This window comes from Mesorhizobium sp. M0040 (assembly GCF_040323505.1).
Taxonomy (GTDB): domain Bacteria; phylum Pseudomonadota; class Alphaproteobacteria; order Rhizobiales; family Rhizobiaceae; genus Mesorhizobium.
Genome location: NZ_JAMYVA010000002.1, coordinates 290,856 through 307,154 on the forward strand (window position 1 = coordinate 290,856; position 16,299 = coordinate 307,154).

The window sequence follows — 16,299 nt, forward strand, 5'->3', positions numbered from 1 at the left end:
AGGCCGATGAGAGGCGCTGTCTTGCCAAGGACGGGCGAGAGTGCTGCGTTCCGACAATCGCAATGAACATTTCCGGTTGATCACTTCGGCAGTCCGGATGCTGCTAACGACATCCTGAAACGGCGGCGACCGCCACCCCCCAAGCGCTCTCATTGTCGCGTTGCGACTGCGGGGTGTTTCCGCTATTGAGGCCGGAATTGGAACCAAGGTTGCCCTCATCCATGAGCCTCGTTGACACGATCAAGAATGCGTTCGTTCCGATCCATCGCGAGGGTTATCCCTTTATCGCTGCGTTCGGCGCGGCGACGCTCTTTCTTGGCTACTTCTCCTCGACCCTGTTCTGGATCGGTCTCATCCTGACGGCCTGGTGCGCCTATTTCTTCCGCGATCCCGAGCGTGTCACGCCGATCGATGACCGGCTGGTTGTCAGCCCGGCCGACGGCATCGTCTCGGCGGTTGGCCCGGCCGTGCCGCCGCGCGAGCTTGGCCTCGGCGGCGGTGAAATGACCCGCATCTCGGTGTTCATGAACGTCTTTTCCTGCCACGTGAACCGCTCCCCGGTGCGCGGCCGCATTTCCAGGATCGAGCATCGGCCAGGAAAATTCCTCAACGCCGAACTCGACAAGGCAAGCACCGAGAACGAGCGCAACGGGCTGGTCATCGAAAGCCCCAATGGAACGGTGGCCGCGGTACAGATTGCCGGCCTGGTGGCGCGGCGCATCGTCTGCTGGGCCGAGCCCGGCGGCGCCATCGGCACCGGCGAGCGCTTCGGGCTGATCCGCTTTGGCTCGCGCGTCGATGTATTCCTGCCCTCGACCGCGACGCCGCGTGTCGCCGTCGGCCAGACCGCGGTTGGCGGTGAGACGGTGCTGGCGGAATTCGGCGGCGTTGCCGCAACGCCGCTCGTGCGGATCTCCTGACCGGTGGCCCCGCCGTTCAAGAAATTCGAGGCGCATGGCGGCGGTGGCCCGCGCATTCGCGAAATCCCGATGCGCATGGTGCTGCCCAATCTGGTCACGGTGCTCGCCATCTGCGCCGGCCTGTCCGGTATTCGCTTCGGCTTCGAGGGCCGCTTCGAGCCAGCGGTGGTGATGGTGCTGCTCGCCGCCTTCCTCGATGGTATCGACGGCCGTCTGGCGCGAATGCTGAAGGCGACTTCCAAATTCGGCGCCCAGATGGATTCGCTGGCCGATATCGTCAATTTCGGCGTGGCACCGGCGCTGGTGCTCTATGCCTTTCTGCTCGACAGGGCAGGTTCGCCGGGCTGGATCGCCGCGCTGCTGTTCACCATCGCCTGTGGGATGAGGCTTGCCCGTTTCAACGTGCTCGACGAAGAGCTCGACCGTCCGCAGTGGCAGACCGAATATTTCGTCGGCGTGCCGGCGCCGGCGGGTGCGGTGCTGGTGATGCTGCCGCTCTATCTGTTCTTCCTCAGGCTTGGGCTTGAACCCAGCCGCCTGGCAGCCTTCATTGCCACCGGCTTTACAATATTGGTGGCGTTCCTGCTGGTCAGCAGACTGCCCGTCTATTCCGGCAAGAGCGTCAGGATACCGGGCGACAGGGTGCTGCCGATCATCCTCGCAGTCGTCCTCTACGTCCTGCTTTTGATGACCTATCCCTGGTATACGCTGACGGCCTCGGTTGCCGGCTATCTGGTCTTCTTGCCGTTCAGCGTGCGCGCCTATTCGAGACGCGCCAAGCGCGAAGGCGAGAAGGTGCCGTCCTCGGATATTGGTTGACAGATTTGGTGCGAGTTCGCGTTGCGCCTGGCAGTGCATGATTCCGAAAAGGGTCGTCCGTTTAGACTCAGGACCGGCTCACACAGCGCGCGGCGCTGTGGAATGCACCTCAAAAACCCCATTTTCGGAACTTGCTGGGCGGCTAGACCGTTTGTGTTTGGTAGGTCCGTCTGAGCGGCTGCTCGTGGTATGTCATCTACGTCGCGCAAGCTGCCGCATCGGGCGCAGAACCACGGAAACGAGGAGAAATGGCTGTCATCCTCATCGGCGTGTTACTGACTGTCGCCGGCCTCGTCTATATGGCGGTAGCAGCCATCATGCGCGGGCGGCTTAGTGAACCGGCCGCTGTCTCCACCGCGCCGGACAGTCCGCCTAATCTCGCAACACCAGGTCCGACCCTGGAGCCGCGGCGGCGCGGGCTCCGTTTTCTCGGCCTGTCGCAGAACTGGCCGGGCCTGCTGATGATGGCCGTCGGCGCCATTCTGCTGTTGTCGGTGGTGGTCTTCTAATGCATTCGCGCAAAAGTGTGCAGCGGTTTTGCGATAACCGCATGCATAAAAGCAAGAATCTAAAGCGCGTCGCACAAGGCCGGTCGAACGCGACGCGCTTTAGAGTTCTCGACAGCAAACCTTAGGCGGCTGCGCTCAGTCCCAGCCTCTCGAGTGCCAGCTTTCTAGTCGAGACATAGTCGGTCTTGCCGGAGCCCAGTACAGGGATCTCCTCGACCTTGACGATGTCGTTCGGCACCATCAGTTCGGCCGCGCCGGCTTTTTTGCCGAATTCGCGCAATTCGTGGGGATCGGCATTGTCGGCGGTGGTGACCAGAACGAGGCGCTCGCCGCGCCGCTTGTCCGGCACCGCTACCACGGCGTGATGCTCTTCCGGCCACAGCGACTGCACCAGCATCTCGACCGCACCAAGCGATACCATCTCGCCGGCTATCTTGGCGAAGCGCTTGGCGCGGCCGCGAATGGTGATGAAGCCTTCGCGATCGACCGAAACGATATCGCCGGTGTCGTGCCAGCCTTCGAGCGGCTGCAACTCGCCAGGCCGGTCGCCGGTCATGTAGCCCATCATCAGGTTCGGCCCGTCGAGCCACAGCCGGCCGGCGTCGCTGATGCCTTCGACCGGTTCGAGTTTCATGCGCATGGCCGGCAGCAGCCGCCCGACCGTTCCATCGCGGCCGTGGATGGCGGTGTTGACGGCAACCACTGGTGCGGCCTCGGTCAAGCCAAAACCTTCGATGATCTCGGCCTGGAAGCGCTCGCGGTAAACCCGGCGAGTCTCCGGCTTCACCGCCTCGGCACCGGCCACGACGAAGCGCAGGCTGGAAAAATCGCCGTCCTTGGCGGTGCGGGCATAGTTGGCGAGGAACGTGTCGGTGCCGAACATCACCGTCGGCCGGACCTTGCGCGCCACCTCCGGAATAAGTTTGTAGTGGAGCGGTGACGGGTAGAGGAACAGCTTTACTCCGGTGACCAGCGGCAGGATGGTGCCGCCGGTCAGCCCGAACGAGTGGAACACCGGCAGCACGTTGAGCAGGATATCGGCCGGCGAGATGGTGATGCGAGCTTCCGCCTGCATCGCATTGGCAAGAAGGTTCCGGTGCGACAGCACCACGGCCTTGGGCGTGCCTTCCGAGCCGGAGGTGAACAGGATCACCGCCGGCTTGGCTGCATCCTGGCGCTGCAACGGCCAGCGCCACAGCAAGCCGGCTGCGGCCTTGTCCAGCACGGTCACGCTTGCGCGGACATCCTCCAGCCACAGCAGTTTCGCCCCGCCCTTTTCCACCGCCTCGACGATGTCGGCGAGGTTGGCCTTTTCGACAAAGGCGCGTGAGGAGACCACGGTTCGGATCATCGCCGTGCGGATGGCGGCGGTGACGCTGGCCGGGCCGGCGGTATAGTTGATCATTGCTGCCACCCGCGCAGCCGACAAAAGTCCGACGAACGACAGCACGACGCCATTGGCGTTGGGCAGGAGCAGCCCAACCGCTTCGCCCGGCGCTGTTATTGCCTCGAACCGTCGGCCCAAAACCCTGGCGCCGATGAACACTTTCCGGTAGCTCAGGGCACCGCCAATGACGTCCTCGATTATTGGGTGCGAAGCGCCAACACGGTCGGCCGCATCGCGCATGGCGAGGAACAGCCCTCGGTCGAGATCACTGCCGAAAAGCCTGGCCTCGGCGAAGCGATCAAACAGCGCATTGGTGTTGGAGGCCTGATCTGGGTTCCGCGCCACCAGCTCGGCGATGGTCATCGGCTCCAGTGCGCTGATCGACAGCTGCGGAAACCAATGGCGCGGCGCCTTGTCCGCCGGCGTCAGCGAGGCCGGCAGGCTGCGTGCGCCGGCAACGAAGACCGGCACGATACGGGCGTCGGCCTGCATGGCGATACGGGTGATGGCGCGAAACAACCGAAACGACTTGACGTCTGGCTCGACCGCATCCGGCAGGTAAACGGCGAGCCGGCCCTTGCCCTTCAGCACCCGCACCAATCTGCGGCTGACGAAGACATGCTCGGCGTTGAAGGCGATGGTGCGGCCGAGCTCGCGCCACGGCTCCAGCCACGGCGATCTGGCCGAAGCCTGGTCGAGGATGTGCAGCGTGTCCTCCGGCAGCAGCGACAGCATCAGCGCCGGCTCGATGCGTGACTGATGCCAGATGACATAGATGACCGGGGCCACCGACCTGCGCGCAATCTTGATGCGCTCGTCGCTGATCCGGTAGGCGAGCTTGAACGGCACGTAGAGCAGCGCCTGGCTCAAACGCAGGCCGAGGCGGAACTTCTCCACCACGCCGATCAGCAGCCAGGCCGCGACAAGACCCGCAAGCAGCGCCAGTGTCAGGATCATCGCCGCATCTCCCAACGATCTCACGTCACGGCTCTTCAATGGCCGCTTCGGGTGAGAACCTAGCCGAAGTTGGATCAACGTCAATGCGGCTCCATTTTTCCTTCTTGATTCGGCTCGGCTGCCTATCGCAGCTACGCCGCTTTCATCCTTCCGCTGATGAAGCGGAATTCCTGCGTCTTGCCGCCAAAGCCATACGCGGCCGCAGGCACTTCATGCACGAGGGCGTAGCTTTCCTCATGCACCTTACCCAGCAGCCGGCCGAATGCCGCGAAAATTGCCTGCAGATACGCCTCCAGTTCGAGCTTGGTGTTGGTGCCGTCGACAACCTTGATGTCGAGCCAGGCCGTGTTGGTGCCATGTTCGGCCAGCGACTTGCCGCCGGCGAACCAGTGCTCGGGGTCGTGATAGGAAATGGCAACAGCTGTGATCGTCGCGTCCTTGCGCAGATGCGTGGCCGTCAGTTCGGTCACTTCCTTGGCAATGGCGGCGGACAAAGCGGCATCGGGCTTGCCGGTAACGCTGACATTGATGATCGGCATATTTCTTCTCCTCGGTTTCAAGCGGCGCCTCTTCGCCGTCGAGAAAATCATGCCATCGTCCTTTGATCAAAAAAATCGAATTGTTTTTGATAAACACTTTGATAGTATCGAATTATGCAGATGTTCGATCCCGACCTCCTCAAGACTTTCCTCGCTTTCGTCGATGGCGGTTCCCTGGCGCGGGCCGCGTCGATCGTCGGTCGCTCGCCGTCCGCAGTGACCGCGCAGATGCAGCGGCTGGAGGATGTTGTCGGCGAACCGCTGCTGGTGCCGCAGGGGCGAGGGCGCGGCCTGACGCCGGCAGGCGAGGATCTGATCGTTCACGCGCGTCGCATCCTTGCCGCGCACCGCGAGGCGTGGCTGGCCCTCAAAGGCGCGCACGCCGACGGACGCGTCGCCATCGGCACCACGCAGGATTTCGCCGACAGCGGCTTGCCGCAGCTTCTCAGGGCTTTTGCTGTCAGCCATCCGCGCGTCAGGATCGAACTGCGCGTCGGCCGTTCCGCCGAACTGGCGCAGGCTTTGCAGGCCGGCATCCTTGATCTGGCCATTGCCATGCGGCAGGTGCCGACACGGGACGAAGTCGGTGTGCTCAAGGAACCAATGATCTGGCTTTGCTCACAAAACGGGCTGGCCACCCGCCACGACGAACTGCCCTTGGCGCTGCTCGATCCCCATTGCGGGTTTCGCGAAGCGGCGACCAGTGCACTCGATGCGGCCGGCCGTCGCTACCGCATTGCTGCCGGCAGTGCCAGCCTTGCCGGCCTGCGCACGGCGGTGCACGCCGGCATCGCCTTGACGTTGAGGACGGCGCGCTTCGCTCATTCCGGCATCGTCGAGGCGCCGCGCGATCTTGATCTGCCGCCGGTGCCGGTCGCCGAATTCGCCGTCCGCTTGCGTGAGGATGCCGACCGGCCGGCGCAGGATCTGGCCGCGTTGTTCAGCGGCAACCTGGCCTTGGCCAATCGAGCCAGCAAAGAAAAAGCCGACCTTGCGGTCGGCTTCTAAGTAGGACGGGCCGAGGGGTTTGGGGGGACTTGGGGTGGCCCGTCGCAGCCATAATGCCTGAGCCCTATGATGGTTCCATGACTTTTCAAATTAATTTTCAGGACCGGATTTCTCGTGATCGGACCACCAACTCGCGCTCGGACGCGGCGAGGATTGGTCATGCATCCGCTGCGCGCTGCCTGGCCATCAGCCAGTCGCGGCCGGCGTGAGCGAACACCGCGCAAAGCACGATGGCGCCACCGACCATGCTGGCTGCCGGCGGGATCTCCGCCAGGAACAGGAAGGCAAACAGGATCGCGAATGGCACTTCAGCTGAACCCAGCAATCCGGACTCGGCCGCTGGAATAAGCCGGGTGCCCTCCGTCCACAGGATCGAAGCCAGCGCGAACGAGGCGCCGAAGGTGGCTAGAAGCACAGCGTCCCTGGCCGAGACAGCCAGCGGATCGGCGACGAACCAGCCGAGCACGAACAGAAGGAATGCCGACACCGCACCCGCCCACACCACCGGCGTGTCGCGGAAGGCGCGCACCATGATCATGTAGAGCGCGCTCCCGATCGTCATCAGCAGCGCCAGCCCGTCGCCGAACAAATGGCCGGTGCCGAAGCCGGACCAGACCATGATTGCCACACCGCATAGTGACACAGCAGCGGCGGCAAGCGTCTGCAGCCGGAACGGCTCGCGGACCAACAGGAGGGCCAGCAGCGCGGTGACGAACGGGGCCGTGGCATAGATGATCGCGACATTGGCGACAAAGGTGAACTTGAACGCCGAGATAAAGGCGATGCTCGCGAGTGCGCCCTCGATCGCCAGCAGCCAGCCTCGCCAGCCGAGCCGCAAGCTGTCGCGACCGCCGGAGCGCTGGCGGCGCCATAGGACATAGAGGCTGATCAGGATCGAGCCGACGAAGCCGCGCCAGCAGGTAATGGTCAGCGGGTCGGCATGGATCGATTTGGTCAGCACGCCGGTGAGGCCGAAGACGGCCGCCGATGCCGAGACCAGGATGAAGCCGAGGGTACGCTCGCGGGCGCTTTCCACTGTGCATGGCATGTCCAGCGATCCCGTCATCTCACCAGCCTGCGCTGCCCCTTCCTGACACCATAGTGTCAGCTCGAGGCGTCCTGCATCGAAAACAGCAGGTAGGCAGCCCCGGTGAACAGGATTCCGGCAAGAACCCGTTCGCGGGTTTCCGCGATGGCGATATCGGCCATATGTCCGGCGGCCTTACGAATGTGTTGCGAGAGACGGTGTGAAGGCGTTGGATGCTCCCCGTATCGTCAGGCTATACGGGCGAAACCCTGCCAAGCGCTACGCCAGTGGAGACTTGCGTTTGGGCAGGCGGCATCGCCGTTAGGCAGCGAAGCCAGGCAACTATGGGAGAGAAACGAAATGGATGCGATCGCATTGAAGGCCATGCAGGCGCCGCTGAAGGTGGCCTATCGCGACGACGCCTCGCGCGCGCTGATTACTCTCCGCGCCAAAGGCTCGATCGACGACCAATCGATCGCCTGCAAGGTCGAGACAGGCAGGGCGATCGCCATTGCCGGGCTGCATCCGGCGACCGGCGGCACCGGGCTCGAACTCTGCTCCGGCGACATGCTGCTGGAGGCACTGGTGGCTTGCGCCGGCGTCACGCTGAAGGCGGTAGCGACGGCGCTGGAATTCAAGCTTGGGGCCGCCACGGTGGAAGCCGAAGGCGACCTAGACTTTCGCGGCACGCTTGGCGTGGCAAAGGATGCGCCGGTTGGCTTCCGCGCCATCCGGCTGACATTTGGCCTCGACACCGACGAGCCGCAGGAGCGCATCGATGCGCTGCTCAAGCTGACCGAGCGCTACTGCGTCGTGTTCCAGACCATCAGCCAGAAGCCGGAGCTGACGGTAAGCGCGCGACGCTGACGATCTCCCCCCTTGAGCGGGAGATGTCGCCGAAGGCGACAGAGGGGGTTGTCTCGCGTGAAGCGGCAACCGCTGCAGCAGGCCGAGCCCGGTCGGACCAACCCCCTCTGGCCTGTCGGCTATCTCCCCCTCGAGGGGGAGATCACGCTGTCCTACTGCGCCGACGGCTCCTCGGCGTCGCCCTCGTCGGCGAAGGGCGAGGCGCTCGGCACGCACTGCACCGACCAGCCGGCCGGCGTCGGTTGCTTCTGGTATTCGGTTATGGCGAAGGCGCACTGTTCGCGGGTGTCGAATGTGCTGGGCAGCACGACCATGCCGCCTTGCGGGCCGGCGATCACCAGATACCAGACTAACGCTACGCTCGGTGCCGCCATGAGTATTTCCTCGCTCTGCTTGTTTTGGGAGTCGCACGATCCTAGCAACTCCGGCCCAGCGGCGAAAGCTGGGCCAAAGCGCGGCGTTAAGCCACGGCATCACAGCCACGTGACGTCGGGTCGTTTTGGTTCAGTTCACCGCAAAACAATAGAACAGGCCGTCGCCGCCGGTGCCCTTCAGCGCTTCCTGGCTGCAGCCACCGCGTGACGCATGCGAGGAATTCCACGATTTGGCGGCTGCCGAATCATCGAGGCCGGTACGATCGTGATGACCCATCATCGCCACACCTTCTGCTTCGCTCAGCGTCCAGTCGCCGCAGGTCTGGTCGGCTATTTTCGTGCCATCCGGCTTGGAGCCGGTCAACACGTCGTGCCGGTTGGGCGTGTCGCCGCGGCCGTTGACCATTTGGCCCTTTTCGTCGAGTGCCGTCTGTTTGGTGATGGCGTTGGCATCGCTATGCAGGGAAGCGACATCATCGGCGATCTTGACGCCCTTGGCGTTGAACCACGGGCCTTTGCCGATACGGTCGCGTGCATCGGTATCGCTGGTCGAGAGATAGGCGCGCCATGTCTTGCCGGTAACGCCCGCGGCTTCGGCCAGTGAACTACAATGGGCGTCGGCGCCGGCGAGACCGCCGAGATCGGCGCCTTTGCCGGAGCCGACGCTGGTGACGAAAAAGCTCATCGTTGCCTCCTGCGACGACGCGGCGCCGATCACTGCAAGCAGCGCGGTGGCAGTCAAGAGAAGCAGTCTCCGCATATGGTCCTCCGTTTCTCGAATTGTGGCACCCGAACAACGTTGGTGCCGGCGCAATTCTTCCGGCAAAATGCGATGTGTGGCTACTCCGGCTGCCGGTAGGCGACAAAGCGATTGTGCTTGGCCTGGAAGATCAGCCCGGTCTCCTTGAGCGTAGGGCTGGCCAGCGGCACGATACGCTTGGCGATCTCCGAAGGGTGCGGCAGTGTTTCAGGATCCTCGCCGGGTACGGCCTGCGCCCGCATCGCGGTGCGCGTTGCCCCGGGATCGGCGGCATTGACCCTGAGCGGCAGGTTTTCGGTCTCATGCGCCCATGAACGCGTCATGGCCTCGACCGCCGCCTTCGACGCCGCATAAGGCGCCCAGAAGGCGCGTGCGGAGTGGGCAAGGCTGGAGCTCAGCACGATAGCACGGCCGGCATCGGAAAGCCTGAGCAGCGGGTCGACCGAGCGGATCAGCCGCCATGTTGCGGTGACGTTGATGGTCATCACCTTCTCGAAGGTCTTGGCCTCGACATGGCCGATCGGGGCGATGACGCCGAGCACAGCGGCGTTGGCGACCAGTATGTCGAGCTTGCCCCAGCGCTCGTGGATGGCGCCGCCCAGCCGGTCGATCCCAGCCATGTCGGCAAGATCGAGCGGTACCAGCGTCGCCTGTCCGCCACCTGCCTTGATCTGGTCGTCGAGTTCTTCCAACCCGCCGACGGTGCGAGCAACCGCAATCACATGCGCACCGGCCGCGGCAAGCTCCCTGGCGATGAAATAGCCGATACCGCGCGAGGCGCCGGTGACGACCGCAACGCGGCCGGAGAGATCGAGGGGAGGGGTCATGAGCTATTCTTGGGTTGCTGGTCTAAGAACGACAGCTGAATGAAGGCAATCAATTGTTTGGCGGAATTCTCATCAAGAGGGACAAAAACCGTTGCATCACCATCAATGGCTTTGACGACGACATACTTGTCCTGAGTCTCCCTCGCCTCTCTAGCTTGGCAAAAAAGAAATCCATTACCGAGAGGCGTATCGATATCGACCTCAGATCTAATCTGATCTTTGAGCAAGGATTTTGCAAATGAGAGTGAATCCTTGAGGGCTTGCCATAAGCCTCGTCGAGCGCTCATGTCTTACCTCCGTCCGGATCGGAATTCTAAGACCCGCCGGCCGCTAACAGCGACAGCGTGCGCACATTGTCGGAGCCTTCGAAGTCGGCAAGCCGGGTCGGATACTGGCCGGTGAAGCAGGCGTCGCAGAATTGCGGCTGCTCGTTGTCGCGGCCGGCCTCGCCGACGGCGCGGTAGAGCCCGTCGATCGACAGGAAGCCGAGCGAATCGACGCGGATGAACTCGGCCATCTCCTCCACCGACATGCGCGACGCCAGCAGCTTCGACTTTTCCGGTGTGTCGACGCCGTAAAAGCAGGAGGCGCGCGTCGGCGGCGAAGCGATGCGCATATGCACTTCCTTGGCGCCGGCATCGCGCACCATCTGGACGATCTTCTGGCTGGTGGTGCCGCGCACGATCGAATCGTCCACCAGCACCACGCGCTTGCCTTCGATCATGCGGCGGTTGGCGTTGTGCTTGAGCTTGACACCCATGTGGCGGATCGAATCGCCGGGCTGGATGAAGGTGCGGCCAACATAGTGATTGCGGATGATGCCGAGCTCGAACGGAATGCCCGCGGCCTGCGAAAAGCCGATCGCCGCCGGCGTGCCCGAATCCGGCACCGGCACGACGATGTCGGCCTCGACCGGACTTTCCTGCGCCAGCTCGGCGCCGATGCGCTTGCGCACTTCATAGACGTTGCGGCCTTCGACCGACGAATCCGGCCGCGCGAAATAGACATATTCGAAGATGCAGAAGCGGGTCTTCTGCGGCTCGAACGGGAACAGGCTTTCGATGCCCTTGCTGGTGACGACGACCATTTCGCCGGGCTTCAGGTCGCGCACGAAACGCGCACCGATAATATCGAGCGCGCAGGTCTCGGAGGCGAGAATCCAGGCGCCGTCGAGATCGCCGAGCACCAGCGGGCGGATGCCGAGCGGGTCGCGGCACCCGATCATCTTCTTGGACGTCATCGCCACCAGCGAGAAGGCGCCTTCGACTTGGCGCACCGCATCGATGAAGCGCGAATTCAGGTCGCGCTCTTTGCTGGTGGCAACCAGGTGCAGGAGCGTTTCGGTGTCGGAGGTGGAAGAGAAGATGGCGCCTTGCTTCTGCAGGGCGCGCTGAACGGTCATGGCGTTGGTGAGATTGCCGTTATGGGCGACGGCAAAGCCGCCATCGGCAAGTTCGGCGAAGAAAGGCTGGATATTGCGCAGACCGGCGCCGCCGGTGGTGGCATAGCGTGTGTGGCCGATGGCACGGTTGCCTTGCAGGCTGTCGATGACACGCTGCTTAGTAAAGGTGTCGCCGATCAGGCCGACATGGCGTTCGACATGGAATTGGGTGCCGTCATAGGAAACGATGCCGGCCGCTTCCTGGCCTCGATGCTGCAACGCATGCAGACCGAGCGTTACGATGGCTGCGGCGTCCTGCCGGCCGAAAATGCCGAACACGCCGCATTCGTCGTGGAAATGGTCGTCGGCTTCGGCGGAAAGCACGTCGTCTGCGTCTGCCACTGAGGCTGCCATTGGGGCTCAAGCTCCGCTAAAGTCGCCATATAAGGTCATAGCGCATCGAAAGCAACGCACGTCGTGCGGCGTTCACATGATCGACAGTCTTGAGCCTCGCAAGTCTGTCGAAATCAGTTTGCCGGCGCCGGGTTTGCAGGTGCCGGCGTCGCGGGCGCATTGTCGGCCGGCGGCGCATCGCTGTCGTCGGGTGCCGGAGCAGTGGCGTCGTCGCCGGCGGCAGGGGCTTCCGCTGCAGGCGCGTCGGGGGCCAGAGGCGTCTCGGTGGCCGGCTGATTCGGATTGAGCTTGTTGAGGATGGCGTTTTCCGGATCCTCGGGCAGTAGGCTTTCGAGCTTGGCGCCGATCGATTCGAGCAACGGCTTTGACTTGGCGTTGGCAATCCAGCCTGGAGCCTTGGCGCCGGCCAGCCAATTGAAGAAAAGCAGCGCGACAGCGACGACCAGGATGCCGCGCGCCGCGCCATAGAGGAAGCCAAGTGTACGATCGAGCGCGCCGATCCTGGAATCGATGATCCAGTCGGCGAGCTTCATGGTGATGACCGAAACGACGATCAGCGCGACAATGAAGACGATACCGGCGGCCGCCGCCATGGCGGCCTTTTCGTTGTCGACATAGGGCTGAATGTAAGGCAGCACCGGCTTGTAGAAGAAGAAGGCGGCGGCCGCGGCGGCTGCCCAGGAGATGATCGACAGGATCTCGCGCGAAAAGCCGCGAACCATAGCGAGCATCGCCGAGACCAGGGTGAAGCCGACGAGAATTCCGTCAAGCAGCGTAATCGGCATGTTTTTCGCCCCACTCCGATCTCTTTTTCACGGCCCGACGAGCCGCATCACTCTTGCTCGTCGGCGCGGCTGCGCCGAGAGCCGGCTATGCGCGCCACGAGATCGGCAAGCTCGGTGGGCTGGAAAGCGCCGGCTCCGATCCCCCCGACCCCATTACCACCAACAAGTTCCTCGCTGCCCAAGGGCAGAACCGCGCGTCCGAAACCCAGCTTTTCGGCTTCCTTGAGGCGCTGCTGCGCATGCGCAACCGGCCTCACCGCACCCGAAAGGCTGATTTCGCCGAAATAGACGCAATCGGCGGGAAGGGCAAGACCGGTGAGCGAGGAAACCAGTGCCGCCGCCACTGCCAGGTCGGCCGCCGGCTCCGAAATGCGGTAGCCGCCGGCAACGTTGAGATAGACGTCGTGCGTGCCGAAGCGGACGCCGCAATGGGCTTCCAGAACCGCCAGGATCATCGACAGCCGGGCACCGTCCCAGCCGACGACGGCGCGGCGCGGTGTGCCCAGCGTCGATGGCGCCACCAGCGCCTGGATCTCGACCAGCACCGGCCGTGTGCCTTCCATGCCGGCGAAAACCGCGGCACCCGGCGACTTCGCATGGCGCTCACCGAGGAAAAGCTCGGACGGGTTGGCGACTTCCCGCAAGCCCTTGTCCGACATTTCGAAGACGCCGATCTCATCGGTTGGCCCGAAGCGATTCTTGACCGTGCGCAGGATGCGGTAGTGGTGGCCGCCTTCGCCCTCGAAATAGAGCACCGCGTCGACCATGTGCTCGACAACGCGCGGTCCGGCGATCTGGCCCTCCTTGGTGACGTGGCCGACCAGAACGATCGCCGCCCCTGTGGATTTTGCGTAGCGGATCATCGCCTGGGCGGCGGCACGCACCTGGGTCACCGTGCCGGGCGCCGAATCGGCCATATCGGTCCACAGCGTCTGGATCGAATCGAGAATGACCAGATCCGGCCGCTTGCCATCGGCGATGGTGGCGAGGATGTCCTCGACATTGGTTTCGGCGGCGAGCTCGACCGGGGTGTCGGCGACGCCGAGCCGCTGGGCACGCAGCCTGATCTGCGCGACCGCCTCTTCGCCCGAGACATAGACGATGCGGTGGCCCTTTGCCGCCAGCGCGGCCGCGGCCTGGGTGAGCAGCGTCGACTTGCCGATGCCGGGATCGCCGCCGACCAGCAGCGCCGAGCCGCGCACGAAGCCGCCGCCGGTGGCCCGGTCGAGTTCGCCGATGCCGGAGACGATGCGCGGCGCGTCCTCGATGTCGCCGGAGAGGCTGGTCAGCACCACCGCACGGCCCTTGCGGGCGTTGCGCGTATTGGCCGGGCCGGAGCCGATACCGCCTGACGTACCTTCCTCGACCAGCGTGTTCCACTCGCCGCAGGCATCGCATTTGCCAGCCCAGCGCTGATGCACCGATCCGCAATTCTGACAGATGAACTGGATACGGGATTTGGCCATCAGTTTATTGGTTCCAAGAGGTATTTGGAACGATCCCAGTAAATCGGCAAAGCATTTTCGACTGTATCGAAATGAGTGCGGCGCTGGCCGTTGCTCTGAGCCCAATTGTCGTATGCCGACCAACATGCATAGATGAACAAATTTACCGCCAAATCATTGTCTCGCCTGACTTCTTCATGCAGCGTTTCGAACAATCGCCTGAGCGCTAACGAGAGGCGGCGGTCCTGAAGCCGATGCATGAGAAGGAATGCACACCCGATCGCAGCGACAGACGTACTCTGCCGAGAGTCCCCTGACCAAAGTGCCAAAAGGCCCAGAAGATCATCGATGTCGCGAGTCGTTCCCAGCTTCCAAATCCGATAGAGGCCGGTCACTGCCGCGCTTCGCGTATAGTCTTCGACATGCTTGGCAAGGAATTTCCTCACCAATTCAACGTTCTCGGGCGTCGGTTCGCTCGAGTAGCAGAACACCAGCAAACCGGCGTGCGATTCCGTGCGAGAAATTGACCCGGCAGATCTCAAATATTCAGTGAGTTGCGCGCGTTCATCCTCGGAGATGTCATACTCTTCGAATTTTATCCTTTGGTAGATATCGCTAAAGTCCAATCGGCTGCTCCGCGACAATGCCTACTCGAACCGATCCGGCAAATGATGCTCCTCGGCGAGGTCCGAGAAGCGGGTGAATTCGCCCTGGAAGGCGAGGCTGACCGATCCCGTTGGGCCGTGGCGCTGCTTGGCGACGATGACCTCGGCCTTACCGCGCATCTCGTTCATCTCGTGTTCCCATTTGATGTATTCGTCGGTGCCCGGCTTCGGCTCGCGGTTCTTCAGGTAATATTCCTCGCGGTAGACGAACAGCACCACGTCGGCGTCCTGCTCGATGGAGCCCGATTCGCGCAGATCCGAAAGCTGCGGGCGCTTGTCATCGCGGCTCTCGACCTGGCGCGACAGCTGCGACAGCGCGATGATCGGCACCGCCAGCTCCTTGGCTAGTGCCTTGAGGCCGGTGGTGATCTCGGTGATTTCCTGGACGCGGTTTTGCGAGGATTTCGCGCTCGATCCCTGCATCAGCTGGATATAGTCGATAACGATGACGTCGAGGCCGCGCTGGCGCTTCAGGCGACGCGCGCGGGCCGACAGCTGAGCGATGGAAATGCCGCCGGTCTGGTCGATGAACAGCGGGATTTTCTGCATTGTCTGCGAGCAGGCGACCAGCTTTTCGAAATCCATCTCGCTGATCTCGCCGCGCCGGATTTTCGACGACGGGATTTCCGTCTGTTCGGAAATAATGCGGGTGGCCAGCTGTTCGGATGACATTTCGAGCGAAAAGAAGCCGACGACGCCGCCATTGGCCGCCTTGAACGAGCCGTCCGCCTGCTGCGCCGGGACATAGGCCTCGGCGATGTTGAAGGCGATATTGGTGGCGAGCGAGGTCTTGCCCATGCCGGGGCGGCCGGCAATGATGATCAGGTCGGACGACTGCAGGCCGCCCATGCGGCGGTCGAGATCGCGCAAGCCGGTAGCAACGCCCGACAAATGCCCGTCGCGCATATAAGCCGCATTGGCCATGTCGACGGCGGTCTTGACGGCATCGGTGAAGCTCTCGAAGCCGCCGTCGTAGCGGCCGGTCTCGGCCAACTCGAACAGGCGCCGCTCGGCATCCTCAATCTGGTCGGAGGGCGACATGTCGACCGGCGCGTCATAGGCGATGTTGACCATGTCCTCGCCGACAGTGATCAGCGCGCGCCGCGTCGCCAGATCGTAGATGGCGCGGCCATAGTCGGTGGCGTTGACGACGGTGACGGCCTCGACCGCCAACCGCACGACATATTGCGCCACCGTCATGTCGCCGACCTTCTCGTCGGCCGGCAGGAAGGTCTTCAGCGTGATCGGCGTCGCGATCTTGCCCATGCGGATGAGCTCGGCCGCGACCTCGAAGATCTTTCTATGCAGCGGCTCGTAGAAATGGCCGGGCTTCAGGAAGTCGGAGACGCGGTAGAAGGCATCGTTGTTGACCAGTATGGCGCCGAGCAGCGCCTGCTCGGCCTCGATGTTGTTCGGCGCCTCGCGATAGAGCGGTGTTTCCGCCACGCCGAATTTTCGTGCTGCCTCTGCCATGATGTCCCCGGTCCTGATCCCCGTCTCTCGATATCAGAACGAGACAAGTCGGTGATGACTTATCTGCATCAGTCCCCAACCAACCAACTTTGATGCCCGCGATTCACAGCCAGGATCTTTCGGTGGAAAGAATCTCGATTGA

General features: G+C 63.1%; 17 protein-coding genes. 5 read left to right on the top strand and 12 right to left on the bottom strand.

From position 1 onward, the window contains the following. Positions 1 to 221 precede the first annotated feature (221 nt). The 3 genes from NKJ91_RS03040 to NKJ91_RS03050 all read left to right on the top strand — a co-directional run bounded on the left by NKJ91_RS03040 (position 222) and on the right by NKJ91_RS03050 (position 2,248). Positions 222 to 920: a phosphatidylserine decarboxylase gene (locus NKJ91_RS03040; protein WP_023677729.1), complete on the top strand. Its 699-nt coding sequence runs from the start codon at positions 222 to 224 to the stop codon at positions 918 to 920. A gap of 3 nt (positions 921 to 923) precedes the next feature. After that, positions 924 to 1,739: a CDP-alcohol phosphatidyltransferase family protein gene (locus NKJ91_RS03045; RefSeq protein WP_023677728.1), complete on the top strand. Its 816-nt coding sequence runs from the start codon at positions 924 to 926 to the stop codon at positions 1,737 to 1,739. Between the two features lie 248 nt (positions 1,740 to 1,987). Continuing rightward, positions 1,988 to 2,248, top strand: coding sequence for a hypothetical protein (locus NKJ91_RS03050; protein WP_352454391.1), 261 nt, complete (start codon positions 1,988 to 1,990; stop codon positions 2,246 to 2,248). A 121-nt stretch (positions 2,249 to 2,369) separates the two neighbouring features. Here the strand turns inward: NKJ91_RS03050 and NKJ91_RS03055 are convergent, their stop codons facing one another. Together NKJ91_RS03055 and NKJ91_RS03060 are read right to left on the bottom strand one after the other, a co-directional pair. Further along, complete coding sequence (locus tag NKJ91_RS03055) at positions 2,370 to 4,592, bottom strand: AMP-binding protein (protein ID WP_352454430.1); 2,223 nt, start codon at positions 4,590 to 4,592, stop codon at positions 2,370 to 2,372. A 131-nt stretch (positions 4,593 to 4,723) separates the two neighbouring features. Further along, a complete protein-coding gene (locus tag NKJ91_RS03060; RefSeq protein ID WP_023677725.1) occupies positions 4,724 to 5,131 on the bottom strand; it encodes a tautomerase family protein in 408 nt (135 codons plus the stop codon). A 114-nt stretch (positions 5,132 to 5,245) separates the two neighbouring features. Here NKJ91_RS03060 and NKJ91_RS03065 point away from each other — a divergent pair, with 114 nt between their 5' ends. After that, on the top strand, positions 5,246 to 6,139 hold the full coding sequence (locus NKJ91_RS03065; protein WP_352454392.1) for a LysR substrate-binding domain-containing protein: 894 nt from the start codon (positions 5,246 to 5,248) through the stop codon (positions 6,137 to 6,139). Between the two features lie 157 nt (positions 6,140 to 6,296). On the opposite strand, the gene NKJ91_RS03070 is transcribed toward NKJ91_RS03065, so the two are convergent. Next, on the bottom strand, positions 6,297 to 7,205 hold the full coding sequence (locus tag NKJ91_RS03070) for a DMT family transporter (protein WP_502903549.1): 909 nt from the start codon (positions 7,203 to 7,205) through the stop codon (positions 6,297 to 6,299). A 321-nt stretch (positions 7,206 to 7,526) separates the two neighbouring features. On the opposite strand from NKJ91_RS03070, the gene NKJ91_RS03075 reads away from it, so the two are divergent. Continuing rightward, positions 7,527 to 8,033 (top strand): OsmC family protein, encoded by a 507-nt coding sequence (locus tag NKJ91_RS03075; RefSeq protein WP_352448969.1) that lies wholly within the window; start codon positions 7,527 to 7,529, stop codon positions 8,031 to 8,033. A gap of 152 nt (positions 8,034 to 8,185) precedes the next feature. On the opposite strand, the gene NKJ91_RS03080 is transcribed toward NKJ91_RS03075, so the two are convergent. The 9 genes from NKJ91_RS03080 to NKJ91_RS03120 form a co-directional block, all read right to left on the bottom strand. Beyond that, positions 8,186 to 8,407, bottom strand: a complete 222-nt coding sequence (locus tag NKJ91_RS03080; RefSeq protein WP_254820234.1) for a hypothetical protein — start codon at positions 8,405 to 8,407, stop codon at positions 8,186 to 8,188. A gap of 130 nt (positions 8,408 to 8,537) precedes the next feature. Next, a complete protein-coding gene (locus tag NKJ91_RS03085) occupies positions 8,538 to 9,167 on the bottom strand; it encodes a hypothetical protein (RefSeq protein ID WP_352454393.1) in 630 nt (209 codons plus the stop codon). An 80-nt stretch (positions 9,168 to 9,247) separates the two neighbouring features. Further along, positions 9,248 to 9,994: an SDR family NAD(P)-dependent oxidoreductase gene (locus tag NKJ91_RS03090; protein WP_352454394.1), complete on the bottom strand. Its 747-nt coding sequence runs from the start codon at positions 9,992 to 9,994 to the stop codon at positions 9,248 to 9,250. Beyond that, positions 9,991 to 10,281 (bottom strand): hypothetical protein, encoded by a 291-nt coding sequence (locus NKJ91_RS03095; protein ID WP_352454395.1) that lies wholly within the window; start codon positions 10,279 to 10,281, stop codon positions 9,991 to 9,993. The genes NKJ91_RS03090 and NKJ91_RS03095 overlap by 4 nt, the downstream gene beginning before the upstream one ends. A gap of 26 nt (positions 10,282 to 10,307) precedes the next feature. Then, positions 10,308 to 11,777, bottom strand: coding sequence for an amidophosphoribosyltransferase (purF, locus tag NKJ91_RS03100; RefSeq protein ID WP_023677717.1), 1,470 nt, complete (start codon positions 11,775 to 11,777; stop codon positions 10,308 to 10,310). A gap of 125 nt (positions 11,778 to 11,902) precedes the next feature. Then, a complete protein-coding gene (locus tag NKJ91_RS03105) occupies positions 11,903 to 12,574 on the bottom strand; it encodes a CvpA family protein (RefSeq protein ID WP_023677716.1) in 672 nt (223 codons plus the stop codon). A gap of 47 nt (positions 12,575 to 12,621) precedes the next feature. Then, positions 12,622 to 14,040 carry a DNA repair protein RadA gene (gene radA / locus NKJ91_RS03110; RefSeq protein WP_352453216.1) on the bottom strand — a complete coding sequence of 473 codons (1,419 nt, stop codon included), beginning with the start codon at positions 14,038 to 14,040 and terminating at the stop codon, positions 12,622 to 12,624. Then, the gene (locus tag NKJ91_RS03115) at positions 14,040 to 14,645 is read right to left on the bottom strand and encodes a hypothetical protein (RefSeq protein ID WP_023677715.1); all 606 of its coding nucleotides are present in this window, start codon (positions 14,643 to 14,645) and stop codon (positions 14,040 to 14,042) included. The genes radA and NKJ91_RS03115 overlap by 1 nt, the downstream gene beginning before the upstream one ends. 21 nt (positions 14,646 to 14,666) lie before the next feature. Beyond that, the gene (locus tag NKJ91_RS03120; RefSeq protein ID WP_023677714.1) at positions 14,667 to 16,157 is read right to left on the bottom strand and encodes a replicative DNA helicase; all 1,491 of its coding nucleotides are present in this window, start codon (positions 16,155 to 16,157) and stop codon (positions 14,667 to 14,669) included. Positions 16,158 to 16,299: the final 142 nt, after the last annotated feature.